Source organism: Streptomyces durhamensis (genome assembly GCF_000725475.1).
Classification (GTDB): Bacteria; Actinomycetota; Actinomycetes; order Streptomycetales; family Streptomycetaceae; genus Streptomyces; species Streptomyces filipinensis.
This window is the reverse complement of the sequence record NZ_JNXR01000015.1, coordinates 260,022-282,459: the sequence shown is the minus strand read 5'-3', so window position 1 is coordinate 282,459 and position 22,438 is coordinate 260,022. Positions and strand designations below refer to the sequence as shown.

The following is a 22,438-nucleotide window of genomic DNA, read 5'->3' as shown; positions in this document are numbered from 1 at the left end:
GACACGCCGCCGGCCTCGACACGCCGCCGGCCGGCGTCGTCGGCCACATCGCCGGGTTCACCGCTGTCGACGGCCGCACCATGGGCCACGCCGGCGCGATCGTCCCCGGTTCCGCCGGCACCGCCCGCGCCGAGCAGGGGGCCCTGGAGGCCGCCGGGTCCGGGTCGGCCGCACCCCGGCCGAGACGGCCCGGCTGGGCATGGACACCCGCGGCGGCGGCTGACGCGGGCCGACCCGCGCGGCCGGTCCGCCTGCGTGCGGGGCGACCGCGCCCAGGTGATGCGGCGCCCGACGAGGGTCCGGGCCGCCGCTCCGCGGCCGTGCGGGGAGGGCGCGGCCGTGCCGCGGCGGAGTGCCGCCGGCCGAGGGCGCGGAACGGCCGGTGCGGCCGATCCGGGTCCGTGCGAGGCGAGCGCGAGCGCGACACGTGGTGCCGGCCGGACCGTTCCCGGCACCCCGTCGTGGTTCCCGGATCCGTCCCACGCCCCTGCACCTCGCCCCCACCACCTCGCCCCGTCCGTCCCACCGCCCCGACCCGACCCGCCCCGACCGTGCACCGAGAGCGGAGCTGACGTATGGCACCCACCGGCACCCCCGACCCCCTGCTCCCGAACCCGCTGCCCGCGAGCCCCCCGCCCTCCGCCCCCGCGCTCCTGAAACCCGGTACCGCCTACGCCGACGCCTGGCGGCGCTGTCTCGCCGCCGCGCCCGAGGCCTTCCGGGACGACCGCGTCCTCACCCTCCGGGGTGGCGACTGGCGGCCCGACGGGCGCACGCTCCCGGCGACCACCCCGGTCGACGGCAGCCCGATCGCCGGCGCCCCTCGTCTCGACGGCACCGTCGCCCAGGAGGCCGTGCGCGCCGCGCTCGACCAGCACCGCGCCTGGCGGCACACCCCGCTGCCCGAACGGCGGGCGCGGATCGCCGCCACCCTGGACGCGCTCACCGCCCACCGCGAGCTGCTCGCCCTGCTGCTCGTCTGGGAGATCGGCAAACCCTGGCGGCTCGCCCTCGCGGACGTGGACCGGGCGATCGACGGCGTGCGCTGGTACGTCGACGGCATCGAGCCCATGCTCGCCGGCCGCAGCGCGCTCGACGGACCCGTGTCCAACATCGCCAGCTGGAACTATCCGATGAGCGTGCTCGTGCACGCCGCCCTCGTGCAGGCACTGGCGGGCAACGCCGTCATCGCCAAGACACCGACCGACGGCGGCGCGGCATGCCTGACCCTCGCCATGGCGCTGGCCGCGCGCGAGGGGGTGCCCGTCACGCTGGTCGGGGGCAGCGGCCGTGAGCTGAACCAGGCGCTGGTGCGGGCCCCGGAGATCGGCTGTGTGTCCTTCGTCGGCGGCCGGGACACCGGCGCCGACGTCGCCACCGCCGTCGCCGGCCTCGGCACGCGGCACATCCTGGAACAGGAGGGGCTCAACACCTGGGGCGTCTGGGACTTCTCCGGCTGGGAGCGGCTCACCGCCGTGATCCCCCGACTCTTCGACTACGGGAAACAGCGCTGTACCGCGTACCCGCGCTTCGTCGTCCAGCGCTCGCTCTTCGACGCGTTCCTGGCGGCCTACCTGCCCGCGGTCCGCTCCGTCCGCGTCGGCCACCCCCTCGCGGTCGCCGACCCCGCCGACCCGCTGCCCGAGCTGGACTACGGCCCGCTGATCAACGCGGCCAAGGCCAAGGAGCTCACCGACCAGGTCGCCGAGGCCGTCGACCGGGGTGCCGTACCGCTGTACCGCGGCCGGCCCGACGGCACCCGTTTCCTGCCGGGCCAGGACACCTCCGCCTACGTCCACCCGGTCACCCTGCTCAACCCGCCGCCGTACTCCCCGCTGCACCACGCGGAACCCTTCGGACCCGTCGACACGATCGTCCTGGTCGACACCGAGGCCGAGCTGCTGGCCGCCATGAACGCGTCCAACGGGGCGCTGGTCGCGACGCTCGCCACGGACGACCGCGCCACCTTCGACCGTCTCGCCCCGCAGATCCGCGCCTTCAAGACCGGGCACGGCGTCCCCCGCTCCCGCGGCGACCGCGACGAGCTGTTCGGCGGGTTCGGCGCGTCCTGGCGGGGCGCGTTCGTCGGCGGCGAGCTCCTGGTGCGCGCCGTGACCCAGGGACCGGCCGGGGAGCGGCTGCCCGGGAGCTTCCCGGAGTACCAGCTCATGCCCTGATCCTCACGCCGTGTACGCAGAATCTTGCATCCTGTATACCGTCGCCGATCCGGTGGCCCGGGCCCTCCCGGGCCGCCGCCCGCGGGGCGGATACGCAGGTGAAACGCACTCCGAAACCTTGGTATTGTTGTCCCTGTCGCCGCGGGGAACACCCACCGCAAGGCGGCAGACACCTGGTCCGGGTGGCGGAATGGCAGACGCGCTAGCTTGAGGTGCTAGTGCCCTTTATCGGGCGTGGGGGTTCAAGTCCCCCCTCGGACACTCGCTGTACTCGCTGTGGCGAAACAGAAACGAGGACCTCGACCTTACGGTCGGGGTCCTCGTTGCGTGTTCGTGACTGATCGTGATGCCCTGGGCCGCGTAGCGGAAGTGACGGCGTGCGCGCGGCGAACCTCTTCTGTGCCGCGTCCTTGGCTCGCCGCGCCTCGCTGATCCACTGGGTCACGCTGCTGCCCTGTGGCCTTCGCCGGTTGCGGGGGAGGGGTGCCTGACCCGTCGGCCCGGCCGCGACGGAGGAGCCGGGCAGCCCGATCGGCCTGACGCCGCGGGCGGCGGCCGACATGGTGTCGGCCGCCGCCCGGCGGAGGATTCATGTTCCTGTGCGGGGAGTGGCGTGGTGTCAGCTGGTCGCGCTGCCCGCGACCCACTCGCTCCACGGCATGTTCCAGTCGCTGAGGCCGTTGTCCGGGGCCAGCATGGTCTTGTCCTCGGAGTTCTTGACGACCACGACGTCACCGATCATCGAGTTGCCGAAGAACCATGCGGCGGGCTGCCTGCCGTCGCCGCCGCCCATGACGTCCTTCAGGCCCACGCAGCCATGGCTGGTGTTGGCCTTGCCGAAGACCGAGTCCGCACCCCAGTAGTTGCCGTGGATGAACGTGCCCGAGTCGGTCAGGCGCATGGCGTGCGGTACGGCGTTGATGTCGTAGGCGGGCTTGCCGTCCTTCTTCGTGAGGCCGACGGTCGCACCGTTCATATGGATCTGCCGGAACTTCTCGGAGATGACCATCCGGCCGTTGTAGGTCGGGTGCTCGGGGCTGCCGGACGAGATCGGGATCGTCTTGATCGTCTTGCCGTCCCGTACGACGGTCATCTGCTTGGTCCTGGCGTCGACGGTGCTGATCTGGCTCCGGCCGATCTTGAACGTGACCGTCTTCTGGATGCCGTGGCGGGTGAGCTTGACGGTGACGGTGGAGCCGGGCTCCCAGTAGTTCTCGGGTCGGAAGTCCAGTCGGTCGTTGTTGAACCAGTGACCGACGACCCGCTGGCCGCTGCTGGAGCTCACCTGGATCTCCGACTCCACGGCAGCCTTGTCGCCGACCGCCTTGTCGAAGTCGACCGTCACCGGCATGCCCACGCCGACGGTCGAGCCGTTCTCGGGGAGGAGGTGCCCGATGAAGTCGTTGGCCGGGGAGACCGTGGTGATCGTGGCATTCCCGGTGGCGGAGCGGCCCTGGGCGTCCTCGGCCTCTGCGGAGACCTGATACCTGGTGGCCGGCTCCAGCGGGCTGTTCGGCTTCCAGGACGTGCCGTCCGCGGACACAGTGCCCGGAATCTCGGCACCGGTCGCGACGGCGGTCATGGTCACCTTGGTGAGCTTGCCGTGGCTGACGGTGACATGGACGGGGCCGTTGATCCCGACGTTGTGGGCACCTTGGCGGGGCGTGATCACTATTCGGGCGTCGGAAGCGTCCTGGGCACCCGCCTGATCAGCCTGCGCCTGTGGTTTCGGGGGACTCGTGGTGCCGTTGCCGGTGGTGGCGGCGTGGCTCGTACCGCCGAGAGCCGTGAGTGCGAGTACGCCGCCGAGTACCCCGGCCGTGGCCATCAGCCCGGTGTGCCGCTTACGTGCCGTAATCAAACGTTTCTCCCATGCCGCTGGATCGTGAATCCCTGAACTGGTCACCGCGGGGGCAACCAGCTTCAAAGAACCACTGTGATGCATTCACCCTTCCGAAAGGGAGTGATTTGTGGCGGATTCCACGCATCGCGAATGCGTTACCGAGGCCCGGGGCTTGATCAACGGGGTGCACATCAACGGGGTGCACCCCGCCGTTCCCGTCACCGTCGTCGTGCACCTCGGCGGTGTTCTCGCCCGGCGAGGCCGGTGACGTCGCGCGCGTCGTCCGGGAGGGGATCGCCGACGCCGCAGCCTGGGTGTGAGCGCAAGGGCTGCCCCCCGGGCTGGAGGGTGGCCGTGGGATCGCGGTTGCCCTGTTCGAGGCGGCCGGTGAGGCCCGTCGGGCGAAGGCCCGGAGGCGGTCTCGGACCACGTGGTGCAAGCTTCGAAGAGCAGGCGGCACTTCGCCGGCGGCTGCGGTGCGAGGGTGCGGCACCCCGGTCTGCCCGGGGCGGGATGACCTGTGAAGGGTGATCATGAGTGTGAGGGATCCGAACGCGGGGCAGACGGGAGCGGATCAGGGCGTCACGGCGGCAGGCGCCGGCGTCGCCGACCGCGATGCGCCATCGGCGGGATGTGCGGCGCTGGTGACGGGTGCGTCCGACGGCGCCGGCGCGGCAACCGCCTCGTCGCTCCCGAGGCAGAGCGCCGCTGCGGCGGTGACCGCCCGCCGTACGGGGCGGCTGGAGGACCCGGCCGCGGTGATCCATGATCGGGCCGGCTCGTGCAGGGTTCTCACCGCTGCCCTTGGAGACGCGGCACAGGCGCGCCGTGCCATCGAGGACGCCGTGGATCGCTTCACGCGATCAGCGACCCCAGCGGGCCGTTCGCCGCCGCTCGGAGCAGCTGGGGCGACGCTGCCTGCGACAGGTACGGGACGGCCGCCCGTGGCGTGCCGCGGAGCGCTTGGCCGGATGCCGAGGACGCCGCCCGGGCCATCACCTTCATGATCACTCAGCCCCCGCATGTCGCAGTCAACGCGATCACGGTCCGCCCCACGGCCCACGAACACTGACCGCCGACCCACTCGGGACGCTCCATGACCGGCCTGACCGTTGTCCTGCTGCTGGTGGTGTTGGCCACGGCGGTGTCGACCGGTGCCCGGCGCTGGAGCCTGCCCGCTCCGTCACTCCTCGTGGTTGCCGGTCTGGTCGTGGGGCTGATGCCCTGGGTTCCCGAGGTGCGTCTGCAGCCTCACGTGATCAGCGTGCTGGTGCTGCCGCCGTTGCTCTACGCCTCGGCCGGGGAAATCTCCGTCCGCGACCTGCGCACCGTGTGGCGGTCTGTGACCGGCCTGGTCTTCGGCCTGGTCCTCGCCTCGGCCATCGTCGTCGGCTACGTGGCCGCCGTGATCACTCCGCTCACCGCCGCCACCGCGCTCATCCTCGGCTCCGTCCTGGCCAGCACCGACCCCGTGGCCGTCACCGCGCTCGGCCGACGTCTGTCCCTCCCACCGCGCGTGCAGGCCCTGGTGCAGGCGGAAAGCCTGTTCAACGACGCCACGTCGCTGGTCCTGTACAAGGTCGCCGTGGTGACCGCGGTGACCGGCAGCGCCATCAGCGTGCCCGGGACCGCCCTGCAGTTCCTGATTCTCGCAGGCGGAGGAGCCCTCATGGGCGCGGCGGTCGCCGCGGTGGTGGCCCTGATCCGCAGACGGACCGACGACCCCATGCTGGAGACCGTCATCGCATTGGTCACCCCCTACGCCTCCTATGTCATCGCGGAGCAATCGCACACCTCCGGGGTGACCGCCGTCATCGTGTCCGGGGTCGTCCTCGGCAGCACCGGCCACAAGCTCAGCAACGCCTCCGTCCGCGTCCAGGTCCACGCCGTCTACGACACCGTGACCTTCCTGCTGGAGAGCGTCGTCTTCGCCCTGATCGGCCTGGAGCTGCCCTCGGTCGTCCGCCATCTCGCGCGCGACGAGCACGGCTGGCCGCTGTGGGTACCGGCGATCGCCTTCACCCTGCTGGCCATCCGCCTGCTGTGGATCTTCCCGCTGTCCGCCCTGATCCATCGCCGGCACGGGGAGGGCGAGAGTCGCCTCTCCTGGCGCGTTCCGGCTGTCCTGTCCTGGGCGGGCACCCGAGGCGTCATGCCGCTGGCGGCCGCGCTGGCCATCCCCCTGGTCACCCACACCGGGGCGCCGCTGCCGCACCGGGCACTCATTCTCACGCTCACCACCGGGACCGTCGCGCTCACCCTCGTCTTCCAGGGCTTCACCCTGGCCCCTGTCGTCCGCCGCTCCGGCATCGCCCTGGAACCGGAGCACACCGCTCGCGAGGAGGCGCGGACCCGCCGGCACATCGCCCACACCGCCCTCGAAGAGCTCAAGCAACTGGGCGATCTGGATGAGCTGGCCGATCTGGGTGCCGCCGCGCAGGCCGCCTTGAAGCAGGCCCGCCGTCATCTGGAAGCGCGCATCCACCAGGTGGAAGACGCCCACTACAGCGACCCGGACGCCCGTCCAGCCGACGCCTACCGCGAGATCCGCCGGACCCTCATCGCCATCGAGGCGGCCGAACTCCAGCACCTCTACGAAGCGAACAAGATCAGCAATGCCACCCGGCGCCGGATCCAGCACGAACTCGACCTCGAAGAGGCCAGCCTCCGCCCCCGCGACTGACTGCCGGCCCCCGTGGGTGCGACAGGCGGTACAAGCCCTTACGGTCGCGGTCCTCGTCGCGTTTGCGGCGCGGAAGGAGCTTCGAAGCGGGCGCACGTATCTAGCACACTTCGGGCTCGTGCAAGCCGGGAACAGGGAAATCGCCGAGCAGGTGTCGTCTCCGTTGCTAGCACCAGCTGAAGCAGACGCTCCTCGACTCCGCCGCCGGCCGAAGGGCCCGGAAGGTCGACGAGAGGGGGCAGGTCATCCAGAACGACGACGGCCGCCACATCCTCGTCACCGACGCGGACCTCCGCCGCACCTTCCCCCCGGCCGGCGAAGGCCCTGCGCCCACGCCGGCGCCGCGGAACGCGGCGGAAGTCCTGGGGAACTCCCTGCACGACCTGGCCACGTCGATCCAGGCGGTCAAGGGCGTGGAGGCGGTCAGGGCGGACGACGGTACCCGCGCCATCGATTCGCTGGGCGCCGACCGAGCCGACTGCGAGGCCTGGCGGAACATCCCGCAGGACGTCCCGTTCAAGCTGCCCGTCTGGCAGCAGCGAAGCATCCAGCGGCACGGGATCGACACGGAGGACTCGTACGACCTGGACACCGACCTCGACGAGGACGACGGGGAACCGGACGACGCGTTCGACGATGACCTGACCGAGGAAGACGCCGCGCTCCAGGACGACGTCGCCTGACCCGCCGCTGACCTCCCGGGGCGCCCTCCGGACCGGCCCTGTGACCGTTCCGGGCGCTGACACCGGCTTTCCGGGCCGAGACCCGGAAAGCCACGGCTTCACCATGAGCGGGAGCGGGAGCGGGAGCGGGCCGGGTGGCGTGACGAGACCTCACCCATGGGGGCCCGTCCGGGTGCTGATGCCCCCACGGCTCCACGAGGCGCACGGCAACGCTCAGGCCCGGCCTACGACCGCGGCCCCCTCGGCGTGAGCCACGACGCGCCTGACGCAACCGCAGCCTCCGACCAGCCGTGCGCGGTGCCGTGGCTCCCCACGCGAAAATCGGGTGCCCCGGGCGCGTCCCTCTCGTACCGTCATGCCGTACCGAGCGCCGGCCGACCGTACGGCGGCGCCTGTCGTCCGACACAGAGGGGAGCCCGGCCGTGCGCGCACGCACCGCTGTCGTCGCTCCCCGTTCCCGGTACGACGTGATCCTCGTGTCCTGGTCCGGCCGGTGCCCGCTGCGCGGCCGGCACCGGACGCCCGTGACGCCCCGCTGACCCCTGCCGGACCGGCTCACGCCGGCGGTCGGGCGTCGGCCGCTCCAAGCGGACGCACGGGTCATCGCGCTGCCCTTTTCCTGATCGTTTCCTGATCGTCAGAAAGGCCCTGGGCCGTGCGCACCAACCTCACCCACCTCGCCGCCGTCCGCAACCTCGGCATCCTCGCCCACGTCGACGCCGGCAAGACCACCGTCACCGAGCGGATCCTGTATGCGACGGGCACCACCCACAAGCGGGGCGAGGTGCACGACGGCACCACCGTCACCGACTTCGACCCGCAGGAACGCGACCGCGGCATCGCCATCTTCGCCGCCGCCGTCAGCTGTGCCTGGGACGGCCACCGCGTCAACCTCATCGACACCCCCGGGCACGTCGACTTCGCCGACGAGGTCGAGCGCTCCCTGCGCGTCCTCGACGGGGCGGTCGCCGTGTTCGACGCCGTCGCCGGGGTCGAGCCGCAGAGCGAGTCGGTGTGGCGGCAGGCGGACCGGTACGGCGTGCCGAGAATCGCGTTCGTCAACAAGATGGACCGGGCGGGCGCCGACCTCGACCGGGCCGTCGAGTCCATCCGGCAGCGGCTGCATCCCGCGCCGCTGGTCGTCCAGTTGCCCATCGGCGCGGAGGACGCGTTCACCGGAGTGGTCGACCTGGTGCGGATGCGGTCGCTGGTGTGGCCCGACGCCGCCGGTACGGCCGTGGAGGGACCCGTACCCGAGCCGCTGCGGCAGGAGGCGCTACGGCGGCGCCGGGCGCTGGAGGAGACGGTGGCGGAGCTGCACCCGGCCGCCCTGGAGGAGTTCTGCGACCGGGGCACGCTCGACGCCGGCACCCTCGCCGCCGCCCTGCGGGACCTCACCCGCACCGGGGACGGCGTGGTCGTGCTGTGCGGGTCCGCCTACCGCAACCGCGGCGTCGAACCGCTGCTGGACGCGGTCGTGGCCTGGCTGCCCTCGCCGCTGGACGTCCCCGCCGTACGCGGTGTCCACGAGGGCACCGAGCAGCGGCGGGCCGCCGACCCCGAAGCGCCGTTCGCGGGGCTGGTGTTCAAGGTGAACGCGAGCGCCACCGGGCGGCTGGCCTATGTGCGCGTGTACGCGGGCACCGTCGAGAAGGGAGACACCGTGCGGGATCCGGGCACCGGGCGCACCGAACGCGTCGCGCGCATCCTGCGGGTCATGGCGGACCGGCACGTCCAGCTCGACCGGGCGGTCGCCGGTGACATCGTGGCGCTCGCGGGTGTGAAGTCGGCAAGGGCCGGCTCCACGCTGTGCGACCCCGGCGCGCCGCTGCTGTTCGAGCCGCCCGTGGCCGCTGACCCCGTGGTGTCCGTGGCGGTCGAGGCCCGGCGCGCCACGGACACCGGCCGGCTGGCGGCGGCGCTGGCACGGCTGGCCGAGGAGGACCCCTCGCTGGTGGTGCGCACCGACGCCGAGACCGGGCAGACCGTGCTGTCCGGGATGGGCGAACTCCATCTGGAGGTCGCGGTGGAGAAGATCCGCCGGGACGGCGGGCCGGAGGTCGGCGTGGGCCGGCCACGGGTCGCCTACCGCGAGACGGTCGTCGAGGGGGTGACCGGGTTCGTGTTCCGGCACGTCAAACAGGACGGCGGGGCCGGGCAGTTCGCCCATGTCGTGCTCGACGTCCAACCGCTCGGGCCTGAACCGGGCGGCACCGGCTTCGAGTTCCGCTCCGCCGTGGTCGGCGGGCGGGTGCCGCAGGAGTACGTGCGCGCGGTGGAGGCCGGCTGCCGGGACGCGCTCGCCGAGGGCCCGCTCGACGGACACCCGGTGACCGGGCTGCGGGTCACGCTCACCGACGGCTCCACGCATGTGAAGGACTCGTCCGACACGGCCTTCCGCACCGCCGGCCGGCTCGGGCTCCGCGCGGCGCTGCGCGCTTGCGCGGTCGCCCTGCTGGAACCGGTCGCCGAGGTCACGGTCACCGTGCCGGAGGACGCCGTCGGCTCGGTCCTCGGCGACCTCGCCGCCCGGCGCGGCCGGGTCGGCGGCTCGCAGACCCGCGGCGGAGCGGCCGCGGTGACCGCGACGGTGCCGCTGGCCGAACTGTTCGGCTACGCCACCCGGTTGCGCAGCCGCACCCAGGGCCGGGGCACCTTCACGACCCGGCCGGCCGGCTACGCGCCGGCACCGCGACCGGTGCCGGCCCGGTAGCGAGGACGGGGACCGCACCCCGCGCCGACACGGCGCGTGGTGCGGTCCCGCGCCCGCTCGACCGTCCCGGCCCCCTGTATTGCAATGGACAGTCCAAAACGGTTAGGGTCCCGGTATGGCCCGACCGAGGACTTTCGACGAGGAGCGGGCCCTGGACGCGGCGATGCGCACCTTCTGGGAGAAGGGCTACGAGGCCACCTCCACCCGGGATCTGTGCGACGCCACCGGGCTGGGCCGCAGCAGCATCTACAACACCTTCAAGAGCAAGCACGACCTGTTCCAGCGGGCACTGCACCGCTATATGACCACCATGAACGCCACCCAGCTGGCCGTTCTTGAGGACCCCGCCCGCAGCGGCGCCGACCGGATCCGCGCCCTGTTCGCGCTGGTGCTCGACGGTGACGCGGACAACCGGCCGCAGGGTCGCAGCCTGGGTTGTCTCACCGTCAACACGACGGTCGAACGGGCCGCGCGCGATGCCGCCGCGGCCGGGATGCTGGAGCGCGACACGGCCCGCCGGCTCGCCGCCCTGCGCGCGGCGGTCGAGGCGGGCCGGCGCGACGGCAGTGTCACGTCCGCCCGGGACGCGGGCGACCTGGCCCGGTTCGTCAACGCCACCGTGGCCGGACTGCGCGTCTCCGCGCAGGGCGGTGCCGACCGGGCCGCCCTGGAGGCCGTCGCGGCGATCGCCCTGGACGCGCTGACCGCCTGACCCCGCCCGCGGCTGCCGGGCTCCCGGCATGGGCCCGGTCTGCACCGGTCGGCACGGGTCGCCACCGGGCGGCGCATTCCGCTGCCTTTGTTTTGAACTGACCGATCCATAACCGTCGAGCGACAACCGCCCGATCCGCAATCCCTCACCGACACGCCTCGCACAGCGAACAGCAGCGAACAGCAAGGGAGAAACCACCGTGCCCCGTGCCGTATACGTCCTGGCGCTCGGCATCTTCGCCATGGTGACCAGCGAGTTCGCGGTCGCCGGCCTGATGCCGCAGATGGCCGGCGGCCTGCACGCCACCGTGCCGCAGATCGGCTACCTCATCACCGCGTTCGCCGCCGCGATGGCCCTCGGCGGTCCGGTGCTGACCGTGGCGGTGATGCGCCTCGCGCCGCGCACCGCCCTGTCGGTGCTCTTCGCGGTCTTCCTCACGGGCAATGTCCTGGCCGCCACCGCGACCGGCTACGGCACGATGCTGGCCGCCCGGATCGTCACCGGCGTCGCCTCCCAGGCGTTCTTCGGCGTCGCCCTCTCCCTGTGCGCCCGGCTCACCCGGCCGCAGGCGCGGGGGCGCGCCGTCGCCGTGGCCATGAACGGTCTGATGCTCGGCACCCTGCTCGGCCTGCCGCTGTCCACGCTGATCGGCGAACGGTTCGGCTGGCGGGGGGTGTTCTGGTCCGTCTCGGTGCTCACCCTGGTCGCCGCCGGGGCCACTCTGGCCGGGGTGCCGCGACTCCAGGCCGCCCCGAGCGGCGGTCTGCGGGCCGAGGCCGGTGTCTTCGCCCGGCGGCGGCTGTGGCTGGTGCTGGCCACCAGCACCCTGATCATCGGGGCCACCTTCGCGGCGTTCAGCTACTTCAGCCCCATCCTGACCGGCCTCACCGGATTCTCCGCCTCCGCCGTGCCGCCGCTGCTCATCTCCTACGGGGCCGCCACCGTCGTCGGCAACACGGTCGTCGGCCGCCTCGCCGACCGGTACACCGTGCCGGTACTCGCCGCGGGCCTGCTGCTCAACCTGCTCTTCCTCACCGGCTTCGCGCTCCTCGCCGACGTGCCCGCCGCGGCCGTGGTCTGTCTGCTCGGCGTCGGCCTGGCGGGGGTCACCATGAACCCGGCGATGGTCACCCGCGTCCAGCGCACCGGCAACGGGGGGCCGCTCGTCAACACCGTGCACTCCTCATTCATCACGCTCGGCGTCGTCCTCGGCTCGTCCCTCGGTGCCCTCGCCATCGACGCCTGGAGTCTGCGCGGCCCCCTCTGGCTCGGTGCCGCCCTCGCCGCCCTCGGTCTGCTCACCCTCCTGCCGGACGCCCGCCGCCATCGCCGTACGGCGGGGGAGCGGGGGCGGACGGTGGCCCGTGGGCGCACCGCAAAGACGGGGAAGACACGGCGCGGGACGCGCGGGAAGCGGCGGACAGCAAGTGAACGAAGCTGGAGCACTCGCTCGCGGGTCACGCGCCGCGCGGCCGCCCGGCGCCGCCCCGGACTCCCCGGTTTCCGGCGTTCCGCCGTGGCTTTCCGGACTGCTGGGCTGCTCCTCGCTGCCGTATCCCTTGACGCCCGTTTCCCCAGAGGTTTAACTCACGTCCTAAATTAAGCCGTGAGGGGCTTACGGGGGCCGAACGGATCAGAGCGGGTCCGGCCCTCTGGGCGGCCTCGGGGTTCTCGACTCCCGGAAAGGGACACCAGGAGCCATGCGCAGCATCCGAGCCGCGGCCACAGGCGCCGTCACCCTGTCTCTCGTCCTCGCGGCCACGGCCTGCGGAGGCGGCTCATGGCCGCCTCGCTGGTCGTCAGCGTGCCCGTGGTGGCCGGCTTCCTGCTGCTGCAGCGCTCTCTCGTCGCCGGACTGACGGCGGGTGCTGTCAAGTGACCAACCCCCCTGTCCCGAAGGGACTTCCGTGTCCGAACGCATCGACCTCGCCGCACTCCCGCACGACTTCCTGTGGGGGACGGCCACCGCGGCCTACCAGATCGAGGGGGCGGTCGCCGAGGACGGCCGTACGCCCTCGATCTGGGACACCTTCTCGCACACCCCGGGGAAGGTCGCGAACGGCGACACCGGCGACGTCGCCTGCGACCACTACCACCGCTGGCGGGAGGACATCGCCCTGATGCGGCGGCTCGGCGTCAACGCCTACCGGCTGTCCCTCGCCTGGCCCCGTGTGCTGCCCGGCGGGACCGGCCCGGTCAACCCGAAGGGCCTGGCCTTCTACGACGAGCTGACGGACGCCCTGCTGGAGGCCGGCATCACCCCGTGCGTCACCCTCTACCACTGGGACCTGCCGCAGGCGCTCCAGGACCGCGGCGGCTGGCCCGAGCGGGACACGGCGTTCGCCCTCGCCGAGTACGCCGCGGCCGTCGCCGCCCGCCTCGGGGACCGAGTGAAGCTCTGGGCGACCCTCAACGAGCCGAGCTGCTCCGCCTGGATCGGCCACCTGGAGGGCAGGATGGCCCCCGGCTGGACCGACCTCACCGCCGCCGTACGCGCCTCCGTGCACCTGCTCCTCGGCCACGGCCTCGCCGCCCAGGCGATCCGCGCCGCCGCACCCGGCGCCGAGGTGGGCATCGTCAACAACCTCTCCACCGTGCACGCGGCCACCGACCGTCCCGAGGACATCGCGGCCGCCCGCCGTCACGACGGCCATGTCAACCGCTGGTGGCTCGACCCGGTGCACGGCCGCGGCTTCCCCGCCGACATGATCGAGACGTACGGCGCCGAACTGCCCCTGCGGCAGGGGGACCTGGCGACGATCGCGACGCCGCTGGACTGGCTCGGCCTGAACTACTACTTCCCCGCGTACGTCGCCGACGCCCCCGACGGCCCGGCGCCGTACGCCCGTTCGGTGCGCCGCGAGGGCGTCCCGCGCACCGGCATGGACTGGGAGATCGACGCGGGCGGCATGGAGACCCTGCTGCTGCGGCTGACCGAGGAGTACGGCGCCCGGAAGATCCACGTCACCGAGAACGGTTCCGCCTTCCCCGACGTGGTCCGCGCCGACGGCGGCGTCGACGACCCCGAACGCCAGGACTACCTGGAGCGCCATCTCGCCGCCTGCGCCTCGGCCGCCCGCAGGGGAGCCCCGCTGGCCGGCTACTTCGCCTGGTCCCTGCTGGACAACTTCGAGTGGGCGTACGGCTACGACCAGCGCTTCGGCCTCGTCCACGTCGACTACCGCACCCAGGTGCGCACGATCAAGGGCAGCGGACGCCGGTACGCGGACATCGTCCGCGTCCACCGCGGCCGAGCGCGCCGGGCCGCCTGAGCGGGGCCCGGCCGGCCGGTGGGGCGCGGGAAGCGAGCACCCGCGGGGGCCGCAGCGCCCGCCGAACCCCCGGTGGCCGGCCGAGCGGTACCGGCCGGGGAGGACCGCCCGGCTGCGCCGCGGGTACGGCGGCCCGGGCACCGGCGGCGCGGGATCACACGGCAACGCGTGGAGCAGTTCGCGGAGTTCGCCGTCGCCGACGATGGGTACCGGGCCGGTACCTGCACACCGATCCGGCCGTGCCGGGCGCGGAGGCGTTCTGGCGGCGGCCCGGCCACCCCCGCGCTCGTCGTCGCCTGGGCACCGTTCGCCGCCCGCACCTCCGCCCTGCCGTGGCAGGAACGCGCCGCGCTCCACCTCACCGCCACCCGCGCGCCCTCGGCGCCGGCCGCTGGTACCCGCTGTGCCACGAACTCCTGCCCGCCGTCGCCCGGCACGCCCTGCTGCGGCTGCCCGGCACCGCCCTCGCCTCGCCCGGCTTCCTCGGCCTCGGCGCCCGGCCGCCGCCCCCCGCACGGGACCACCTGCTCGCCGAGAACCAGCCCTATGCCGAGCGCGCCCCCTGAACGCTCCTCGCCCGGCGGCCGTGCCCGCCCGTCCTGGGCGCGCTCGCCGTGACCGCGACGGGAGCGGTGGGGCGCCCCGGACGGCCGTCGAAGAAGCCGAAGGAGCCGAAGAAGCCGGAGAGGAGGGGACCGGCCGCCCGGTGAGCGCGGTGTCGGTGCCGCTCGTCACGCGGCGGGCCGGGGGCTGCTGGAACAGGGCGTGGCGCTCACCGGTGCGGGCGGGGTGCCGCTGCGCCCGCCCATGGCGTCCCCGGCCACCCGGCCGGCCCGCCACGGACCGGATCTCGGCGACGGGAAGCCGCCACGTCCCCGCTGAACAGGACAACCGCGCCGCACGTACCACCCAGCCGTGGGAGGATCCCTCACCATGACCACCATGAGCGCGTCCCCGGCGGTGAGAGGCCTGCGCGCCGCGGTCTTCGCCGCGGTGTGCGTGCTGCTCGCCGCCGCCGGGCACGGACTCGCCATGGGTGCCCTGCCGCCGTCGTGGGCCGACACGGCCGGTTTCCTCGCCGTGTTCGCGCTCGGCTGGGTGCTCGGCGGCCGGGAACGCTCGCTGCCCGGCATCGGCGCGGCCATGCTGCTCACCCAGGCCGGACTGCACCTCGGCTTCGACGCCGCCCGCCCCGGCCGTCCCGGTCCCGGCGCCGCGCACATGGCGGTCATGCCGGGCCACGCCATGGCCGCGATGGCCACGCACGCCGCGACCCCTCTCACCGTGCACCCGCACCTCACCGGCCACGCCACCGCCGCCCATGTCCTCGCCGCCCTGGCCGCCTCCTGGTGGCTGCGGCGGGGCGAGGCCGCCCTGTGGTCGCTGCTGCGCCGGACCGCCACGCTCGTACCCGGCCTCTTCGCCTGGTGGTGCGCCACCCCGCTGCCCGCGCCCTCCGGCGGCGCCCCCCGTGTCCCGGCCGCCCCCGCAGCACCCCGGCCGGCCCGGCTGCGGCACGCGGTCAGCCGGCGCGGACCACCGGCCCCGATCCCGTACCCGCTCTGACCCCTGAAGGACACCTCACCCGTACGGAGATCGACTCACCCATGTCCGCCTCACGCCGCACCGCGCGCCGCGCCGCGACCGTCGCCGCCGTCAGCGCCGCCACCGTCCTGCTCGCCGCCGGCGCCGCCGCCGCGCACGTCACCGTCCACCCCGAGAGCTACGCGAAGGGAGCCACCGACGGCGTGCTCACCTTCCGCGTTCCCAACGAGGAGGACAGCGCCTCCACCACCAAGGTGCAGGTCTTCCTGCCCACCGACCACCCCGTCCTCGGCGTGCTCGTGCACCCGCAGGACGGCTGGACCGCGAAGGTCACCACCACCAAGCTCAAGACGCCGGTCAAGACCGACGACGGCACCATCACCGAGGCCGCCTCCGCGATCACCTTCACCGGAGGGAAGATCGGCGCCGGGCAGTACGAGGACTTCGACGTCGCCTTCGGTCAACTGCCGGACGACACCGGTCAGTTGGTGTTCAAGACCCTGCAGACCTACTCCGACGGCAAGGTCGCGCGCTGGATCGAGGAGCCGACCGGCGCAGAGGAGCCGGACAACCCGGCACCGGCGCTGAAGCTGACGGCCGGTGACGCGAGCGCCGCGCAGGCGCCCGCCCGGACGGCCACCGCCACCGTCAAGACGGCCGACGGCAGCGACTCCACCGCCCGCGGGCTCGGCATCGCCGGGCTCGTCGTCGGCGTCCTCGGCCTCGCGGCCGCCGCGTTCGCGATCGTACGCAGCCGCGCCGCCCGGTCGTAACCGCCCAGGCGCCACGGTGAAGGGCCCGGACCGGCAACCCGGTCCGGGCCCTTCACCCGTGCTGTGCGCACCCGCTCAGCGCGCCGCCAGCTCCAGCACCTTCACCTCGGCCTCGGCCGCCGGCTCCACGGGCATCCGGGAGGCGCGCCACAGCCACCGCACGTCCCGGCCGAAGGACCACACCAGCGAGCCCAGCGCCAGCAGCACGATCGTGAGGTTCGCCGGCCGCGGGAGCAGCTCGGCGCCGGCCACGAGCAGGCATATCCCCTGGATCGCGGCGACGGTCTTGCGGGCGAAGGACGGCGGCAGCGGGGCGTTGAGCCACGGGGCGTAACGGGCGGCCGCGACGAAGGCGTACCGCATCCCGCCGATCAGCAGCACCCACGGGCCCAGCTGCATGGACACGTACACGCTCAGCACCAGGATCAGGAACGCGTCGACCTCCATGTCGAAGCGCGCACCGAGCGCGGTCGACGTCCCGGTGCGCCGGGCCACCTTGCCGTCGACGCCGTCCAGGATCAGGGCGACCGCCGTCAGACCGACCAGCAGGGTCACCGGCGGCGCGCTCTCGAAGGAGTCGGCGACCAGCGCGGTCACCCCGCCCACCAGGGTCGCCCGGCCGAGCGTGACCCGGTTCGCGGGGCCGAAGGAGCGCAGCCGGGAACGGTGCAGCGCCCGGGCCAGTACCGCCCAGGTGGCGAACGCGAACGCCAGCCCCGTCAGCCAGCCGGCCGGCCCCATGCCTATCGCCGTGCCGAGCAGCGCGAGCAGCAGCAGTTGTACGCCCGCTCCCACAGCGGTCTCCTGCTGGAGCCTCGCGCCATACGTGTTGTTCAGGGCCACCGCACACCCTCCGGCCGAGTGACAGAGTCGATCAACGCCGCGTACTGTGCGCGGCCTGTGCACTTCTCGTTACGTGAACAAGTTCCCCATCGTTCAGGAGGATGCCGATGAACCACTCGGCCCGCGCGTTCTGGGTGCGCTCTTCCGGCCACGGCGAGCTGCGCGACGCGACCCTCGCGCCGCCCGCCGCCGACGAGGTGCTGGTGCGCGCCCTGTACTCCGGGGTGAGCCGCGGCACGGAGACGCTCGTCTTCCGCGGCGGGGTGCCGGAGAGCCAACGCGCCGTGATGCGGGCGCCGTTCCAGGAGGGCGACTTCCCCGGCCCGGTGAAGTACGGCTACCTCAGCGTCGGCGAGGTGGAGGAGGGCCCGGCCGCCCTGATCGGGCGTACGGTCTTCTGCCTGTACCCGCACCAGAGCCGTTACGTCGTTCCGGTGAGCGCCGTGACCGTCGTGCCCGAGCGGGTGCCCGCCGCGCGGGCCGTCCTCGCCGGCACCGTGGAGACCGCCGTGAACGCCCTGTGGGACGCGGCGCCGCTGATCGGCGACCGGATCGCGGTGGTCGGCGGCGGCATGGTCGGCTGCTCGGTGGCCGCGCTGCTGGCCCGGTTCCCGGGCGTGCGGCTGCAGCTCGTCGACGCCGACCCGGCCCGCGCCGAGACCGCCGAGGCGCTCGGCGTCGACTTCGCCACGCCCGCCGACGCCCTCGGCGACTGCGACCTCGTCGTGCACGCCAGCGCCACCGAGGCCGGCCTCACCCGCGCCCTGCAACTCCTCGCCCCCGAGGGCACCGTGGTGGAACTGAGCTGGTACGGCGACCGGCGCGTCGCCCTGCCGCTCGGCGAGGCCTTCCACTCCCGCCGGCTCACCGTACGCAGCAGCCAGGTCGGCACCGTCTCCCCGGCCGCCCGTCCCGGCCGCGGCTACGCCGACCGGATGGCCCTCGCCCTCGACCTGCTCGCCGACCCCGCACTGGACGCGCTCATCACCGGGGAGAGCGCTTTCGAGGAACTCCCCGACGTCATGCCGAAGCTCGCCTCTGGCGAGATCCCCGCCCTGTGCCACCGGGTCCGGTACGCGGAGACCGGCCTGACCTGAGAAAAGAGTGAAAGAGGGCTGAACGCGGGAAAGCGAAGAGCCGTACTACACGGCATCCCCCCGGGTAGGGCCAGGGGGACCAGACGCGCCGTACCTGGAGGGTCGTCCGTTGTTCAGCATCACCGTCCGCGATCACATCATGATCGCCCACAGCTTCCGCGGCGACGTGTTCGGGCCCGCGCAGCGCCTGCACGGTGCCACCTTCCTGGTGGACGCCACCTTCCGCCGCGAGCAGCTGGACGAGGACAACATCGTGGTCGACATCGGCCTGGCCACGCAGGAACTGGGTGCCATCACGGCCGAGCTGAACTACCGCAACCTCGACGACGAACCCGAGTTCGCCGGCATCAACACCTCCACCGAGTTCCTCGCCAAGGTCGTCGCCGACCGGCTCGCCGAACGCGTCCACAAGGGCGCGCTCGGCGAGGGCGCCAAGGGCCTCGCGGGCATCACCGTCACCCTGCACGAGTCCCATGTCGCCTGGGCGAGTTACGAGCGTGACCTGTGACCGAGACGACCACCGAGCGGGTCCGCCTGACCTACGTGCCGGTGCAGCCGACCGCCGTCGAAAAGGCCGGAATCACCCCCATGTCCCTGCGTACCGTGCACTTCGTCCTGCCGGGCGGCGTCGACGACCCGGCCGCGCCCAGCGGTGGCAACGCCTACGACCGCCGGGTCTGCCTGGACCTGCCGGGCTTCGGCTGGCAGGTCACCCCGCACACCGCGCCCGGCAGCTGGCCGCACCCCGACCGGGCCGCCCGTGACGGCCTCGCCCGCACCCTGCGGGACCTGCCGGACGACTCGGTCGTCCTGCTGGACGGGCTCGTCGCCTGCGCCGTCCCGGAGATCGTCACCGCGCAGACCGGCCGGCTCCGCCTGGCGGTGCTCGTCCACCTCCCGCTCGGCGACGAGACCGGCCTCGACCCGTCCGTCGCCGCCGACCTCGACGCCCGCGAACGCGCCGTGCTGCGCGCCGTGCCCGCCTCGATCGCGACCAGCGACTGGGCCGTGCGCCGGCTGGTCTCCCATCACGGCCTTGCCCCCGAACACGTGCACGTCGCCGCGCCCGGCGCCGACATCGCGCCGCTCGCGCCCGGCACCGACGGCGTCTCGCGGCTGCTGTGCGTGGCCGCGGTCACCCCGCGCAAGGGCCAGCACCGGCTGGTGGAGGCGCTCGCGGCGGTACGGGACCTGCCGTGGACCTGCGAGCTGGTCGGCGGACTCGGCCACGACCCCGCGTACGTGGCCCACTTGCGGGAGCTGATCGCCCGGTACGGCCTCGCCGACCGGCTGCACCTGACCGGCCCGCGCTCCGGCGCGGACCTCGACGCCACGTACGCCGCCGCCGACCTGATGGTCCTCACCTCCTACGCCGAGACCTACGGCATGGCGGTCACCGAGGCCCTGGCCCGCGGCATCCCGGTCCTCGCCACCGACGTGGGCGGCCTTCCGGAGGCGGTCGGCCGCGCCCCCGACGGCGGGGTGCCCGGCATCCTCGTCCCGCCGGAGGACCCCGCCGCGCTCGCCGCCGAACTGCGCGGCTGGTTCGGCGAACCCGACGTGCGCCGCCGGCTCAAGGCCGCGGCCCGCGGCCGCCGCGCCGCGCTCGACGGCTGGGCCACCACCGCCCGCAGCCTGGCCGGAGTCCTCTCCCGGCTCCCCGAAGCCCCGAGGAGGATGGCATGACCGCTCCACAGACCACGAACGGGATGACGTCGATCCCGGCCCGGACCGGGCCGAGGCAGGCCCGGCCGGCACCCGGGGCGCACGGCGAGCCGGAGCCGGCACGCGGGGCTGAGGACGGGGAGGCGCCGGTGCGCGGGGCTGAGGGCGCGACGGGGGACTTGGGCGGTGCCGTGGACCTGGCAGCAGGATCCGGGGACTTGGGCGGTGCCGTCGGCGCGGCGGGTGCCGGGGACCTCGGTGGTGGAGTCGACTCGGCGGGAAGTGCCGGCGACTCGGTCGGCGGGGTCGTCGCCGGGGCCGGGCCCGTGCGGCCTTCCGGTGAGCGGACCACCGTGCGGCTGCGGGCGGGCGAGCCCGAGGAACCCGCCCGGTACGCGCCCGAATGGCTGCGGCTGAGGGAAGAGGCCGACGCGGCCGCCCGCGCGGAGGAACTGCTGGACGCGCTGCGGATCCGGTCGGCGGACCAGCCCGGCCGCACCGGCGCGCTGACCGTGCACGACCTGGGCTGCGGCACCGGCTCGATGGGCCGCTGGCTCGCGCCCCGCCTGGCCGGAGCCCAGCACTGGGTCCTGCACGACCGCGACCCCTACCTGCTGCACTTCGCCGCCGTCGGCTCCCCGCGCTCCGCCGCCGACGGCAGCGGCGTCACCGTGGAGACCCGGCGCGGCGACGTGGCCCGGCTCACCCCGGACGCGCTGAGCGGCGCCTCGCTGGTCACCGCCTCCGCGCTGCTCGACGTCCTCACCCGCGAAGAGGTCGTCGCCCTCGCCGACGCCTGCGTGGGGGCCGGCTGCCCCGCACTGCTCACGCTGTCCGTCGCCGGACACGTCGAACTCACCCCCGCCGACCCGCTGGACGCGGAGATCGCCGAGGCGTTCAACGCCCACCAGCGGCGCGGTGGGCTGCTGGGCCCGGACGCGGTCACGGCCGCCAGCGAGGCGTTCGCCGCGCGCGGGGCGGCCGTACGGGTACGTCCGAGCCCGTGGCGGCTCGGCCCCGAGGAGTCGGCGCTGACCGAGCAGTGGCTGCGCGGCTGGGTGGGCGCGGCCGTCGAACAGCGGCCCGAGCTGCGCGGCCGAGCCGAGCGCTACCTGCGGGACCGGCTCGCCGCCTGCGCCGCCGGGGAGTTGCGGGTCGTGGTCCAGCACAGCGACCTGCTGGCCCTGCCCCCGTCGACGGACGAGACGTCATGACCACGCGGTCGGCCGCGGCTCAGGCCGGGCACCGGGTCACCGGGGCCGACGCCCACGCGCGCGTGACGCCCCCCGGCCAGGTTCACGGGTGCGTCCACGACGCCGGCGCGCCGCACGCGCGCGTGCAGAGCGCGGGCACCCGCCCCGCACCCGCGCGCCAGGCTCTGGGCACGGTGCGGGCGGAGAACGGCGCCGGCGCCCGGCTCCCCGAACCGCCCTCGCCCACGGAGCCGCCGTCCGCCGAGGCCGCGCGGCGCCTCAGCCCCCGCCGCCCCGGACTCCGCGCGCTGCGCACGCACTTCGGGACCGTCGCCGGAGTCGTCATCCTCGGCTTCCTGCTGTGGCGGCTGGGCACGGGGGTGCTCCTCGACGGGCTGCGGCGGATCGACACGGCGACGGTGCTGGCCTCGGCGGGCATCGGCGCGGTCACCACCGTGCTCAGCGCCTGGCGCTGGCAGTTGGTGGCCCGCGGCCTGCGCATCCGGCTGCCGCTGGGCCCCGCCGTCGCCGACTACTACCGGGCGCTGTTCCTGAACGCGGCGCTGCCCGGCGGGATCCTGGGCGATGTGCACCGGGCGGTGCGGCACGGACAGAGCGCTGGTGATCTGCGCCGCGGCGTGCAGGCCGTGGTGCTGGAACGCGTCGCCGGGCAGATCGCGCTCGCCGTGTTCGCCGCCGCGGTGCTGCCGACCCTGCCGTCCCCGGTGCGGGCCGATGCCCGCGACTTCGCCCCGCTGGTGGCCCTCGCCGCGGCCGGCGCGCTCGCCGTCGCCCTCGCCGTGCGCATGAACCGCGCGCCCGCACGCCGGGCCGGGGCCCTGCGCACCGCCCTCGGCGAGGCGCGCCGGGGCCTGCTCTCCCGCCGGGGCGGACCGGGCATCGCCGTCTCCTCCGCCCTCGTCCTCGCCGGGCACCTGGCGATGTTCGTCGTGGCGGCCCGGGTCGCCGGCTGTGCCGCACCGGTCGCGGTGCTGGTCCCGCTCGCCGTCCTCGCGCTGGTCGCCATGGGCCTGCCGCTGAACGTCGGCGGCTTCGGCCCCCGCGAGGGCGTGACCGCCTGGGCGTTCGGCGCCGCGGGACTCGGCGCGAGCACCGGTGTCGCCGTCGCCGTCGTGTACGGCGTGCTGAGCTTCCTGGCGAGCCTGCCCGGCGCCGTCGTCCTCGCCGTGCGCTGGTACGCCGGCCTGCGCACAACGACAGACACAACGGACCGCGCAC

At 74.0% G+C, this 22,438-nt stretch carries 17 protein-coding genes, 1 tRNA gene and 3 pseudogenes; 19 read left to right on the top strand and 2 right to left on the bottom strand.

Features of this window, described 5'->3' with window-relative positions; translation table 11 throughout:
• Nucleotides 1-35 precede the first annotated feature (35 nt).
• The 3 genes and pseudogenes from IO33_RS52600 to IO33_RS0123125 form a co-directional block, all read left to right on the top strand.
• Nucleotides 36-223: pseudogene (locus tag IO33_RS52600) on the top strand (succinate--CoA ligase subunit alpha); the annotation flags it as partial.
• Nucleotides 224-575: 352 nt separating this feature from the next.
• Nucleotides 576-2,177, top strand: a complete 1,602-nt coding sequence (locus IO33_RS0123130; RefSeq protein WP_031168069.1) for an aldehyde dehydrogenase family protein — start codon at nucleotides 576-578, stop codon at nucleotides 2,175-2,177.
• Nucleotides 2,178-2,353: 176 nt separating this feature from the next.
• Nucleotides 2,354-2,438: transfer RNA gene (locus IO33_RS0123125), tRNA-Leu, on the top strand.
• 358 nt (nucleotides 2,439-2,796) lie between these two features.
• Here IO33_RS0123125 and IO33_RS0123120 read toward each other — a convergent pair.
• Nucleotides 2,797-4,005 carry a L,D-transpeptidase gene (locus tag IO33_RS0123120; protein WP_245235867.1) on the bottom strand — a complete coding sequence of 403 codons (1,209 nt, stop codon included), beginning with the start codon at nucleotides 4,003-4,005 and terminating at the stop codon, nucleotides 2,797-2,799.
• 548 nt (nucleotides 4,006-4,553) lie between these two features.
• On the opposite strand from IO33_RS0123120, the gene IO33_RS54115 reads away from it, so the two are divergent.
• From IO33_RS54115 to IO33_RS0123065, 11 genes and pseudogenes are all read left to right on the top strand, one after another.
• A complete protein-coding gene (locus IO33_RS54115) occupies nucleotides 4,554-5,027 on the top strand; it encodes an SDR family NAD(P)-dependent oxidoreductase (protein ID WP_157857891.1) in 474 nt (157 codons plus the stop codon).
• 89 nt (nucleotides 5,028-5,116) lie between these two features.
• Nucleotides 5,117-6,703 (top strand): Na+/H+ antiporter, encoded by a 1,587-nt coding sequence (locus IO33_RS0123115; protein ID WP_031168065.1) that lies wholly within the window; start codon nucleotides 5,117-5,119, stop codon nucleotides 6,701-6,703.
• A gap of 413 nt (nucleotides 6,704-7,116) precedes the next feature.
• On the top strand, nucleotides 7,117-7,386 hold the full coding sequence (locus tag IO33_RS0123105) for a hypothetical protein (RefSeq protein ID WP_031168061.1): 270 nt from the start codon (nucleotides 7,117-7,119) through the stop codon (nucleotides 7,384-7,386).
• A gap of 655 nt (nucleotides 7,387-8,041) precedes the next feature.
• Nucleotides 8,042-10,099, top strand: coding sequence for an elongation factor G (gene fusA, locus IO33_RS0123100; RefSeq protein ID WP_031168059.1), 2,058 nt, complete (start codon nucleotides 8,042-8,044; stop codon nucleotides 10,097-10,099).
• 115 nt (nucleotides 10,100-10,214) lie between these two features.
• On the top strand, nucleotides 10,215-10,811 hold the full coding sequence (locus IO33_RS0123095) for a TetR/AcrR family transcriptional regulator (RefSeq protein ID WP_031168057.1): 597 nt from the start codon (nucleotides 10,215-10,217) through the stop codon (nucleotides 10,809-10,811).
• A gap of 199 nt (nucleotides 10,812-11,010) precedes the next feature.
• Entirely contained in the window at nucleotides 11,011-12,414 is a 1,404-nt protein-coding gene (locus IO33_RS0123090) for an MFS transporter (protein ID WP_078963852.1), read from the top strand.
• A gap of 171 nt (nucleotides 12,415-12,585) precedes the next feature.
• A pseudogene (locus tag IO33_RS49455) lies at nucleotides 12,586-12,690 on the top strand (carbohydrate ABC transporter permease); the annotation flags it as partial.
• A 28-nt stretch (nucleotides 12,691-12,718) separates the two neighbouring features.
• Nucleotides 12,719-14,083, top strand: coding sequence for a GH1 family beta-glucosidase (locus IO33_RS0123080; protein WP_031168053.1), 1,365 nt, complete (start codon nucleotides 12,719-12,721; stop codon nucleotides 14,081-14,083).
• Between the two features lie 332 nt (nucleotides 14,084-14,415).
• Complete coding sequence (locus tag IO33_RS53805; protein WP_031168050.1) at nucleotides 14,416-14,649, top strand: hypothetical protein; 234 nt, start codon at nucleotides 14,416-14,418, stop codon at nucleotides 14,647-14,649.
• Nucleotides 14,650-15,025: 376 nt separating this feature from the next.
• Entirely contained in the window at nucleotides 15,026-15,649 is a 624-nt protein-coding gene (locus IO33_RS0123070; protein WP_031168048.1) for a hypothetical protein, read from the top strand.
• Nucleotides 15,650-15,690: 41 nt separating this feature from the next.
• Nucleotides 15,691-16,401 (top strand): YcnI family protein, encoded by a 711-nt coding sequence (locus IO33_RS0123065; RefSeq protein WP_031168046.1) that lies wholly within the window; start codon nucleotides 15,691-15,693, stop codon nucleotides 16,399-16,401.
• Nucleotides 16,402-16,476: 75 nt separating this feature from the next.
• Here the strand turns inward: IO33_RS0123065 and IO33_RS0123060 are convergent, their stop codons facing one another.
• Nucleotides 16,477-17,244, bottom strand: coding sequence for a CDP-alcohol phosphatidyltransferase family protein (locus IO33_RS0123060; RefSeq protein ID WP_031168044.1), 768 nt, complete (start codon nucleotides 17,242-17,244; stop codon nucleotides 16,477-16,479).
• Nucleotides 17,245-17,351: 107 nt separating this feature from the next.
• Between IO33_RS0123060 and IO33_RS0123055 the strand changes: the two genes are divergently transcribed.
• The 5 genes and pseudogenes from IO33_RS0123055 to IO33_RS52595 all read left to right on the top strand — a co-directional run.
• A complete protein-coding gene (locus IO33_RS0123055; protein WP_031168042.1) occupies nucleotides 17,352-18,341 on the top strand; it encodes a zinc-dependent alcohol dehydrogenase in 990 nt (329 codons plus the stop codon).
• 109 nt (nucleotides 18,342-18,450) lie between these two features.
• Nucleotides 18,451-18,849 carry a 6-pyruvoyl trahydropterin synthase family protein gene (locus tag IO33_RS0123050; protein WP_031168040.1) on the top strand — a complete coding sequence of 133 codons (399 nt, stop codon included), beginning with the start codon at nucleotides 18,451-18,453 and terminating at the stop codon, nucleotides 18,847-18,849.
• A complete protein-coding gene (locus IO33_RS0123045; protein ID WP_031168038.1) occupies nucleotides 18,846-20,027 on the top strand; it encodes a glycosyltransferase family 4 protein in 1,182 nt (393 codons plus the stop codon). Before IO33_RS0123050 ends, IO33_RS0123045 begins: the two co-directional genes overlap by 4 nt.
• Entirely contained in the window at nucleotides 20,024-21,220 is a 1,197-nt protein-coding gene (locus IO33_RS51280; RefSeq protein WP_167349464.1) for a class I SAM-dependent methyltransferase, read from the top strand. Before IO33_RS0123045 ends, IO33_RS51280 begins: the two co-directional genes overlap by 4 nt.
• Nucleotides 21,217-22,308: pseudogene (locus IO33_RS52595) on the top strand (lysylphosphatidylglycerol synthase transmembrane domain-containing protein); the annotation flags it as partial. The gene IO33_RS51280 and the pseudogene IO33_RS52595, both read left to right, overlap by 4 nt.
• Between the last annotated feature and the right edge of the window lie 130 nt (nucleotides 22,309-22,438).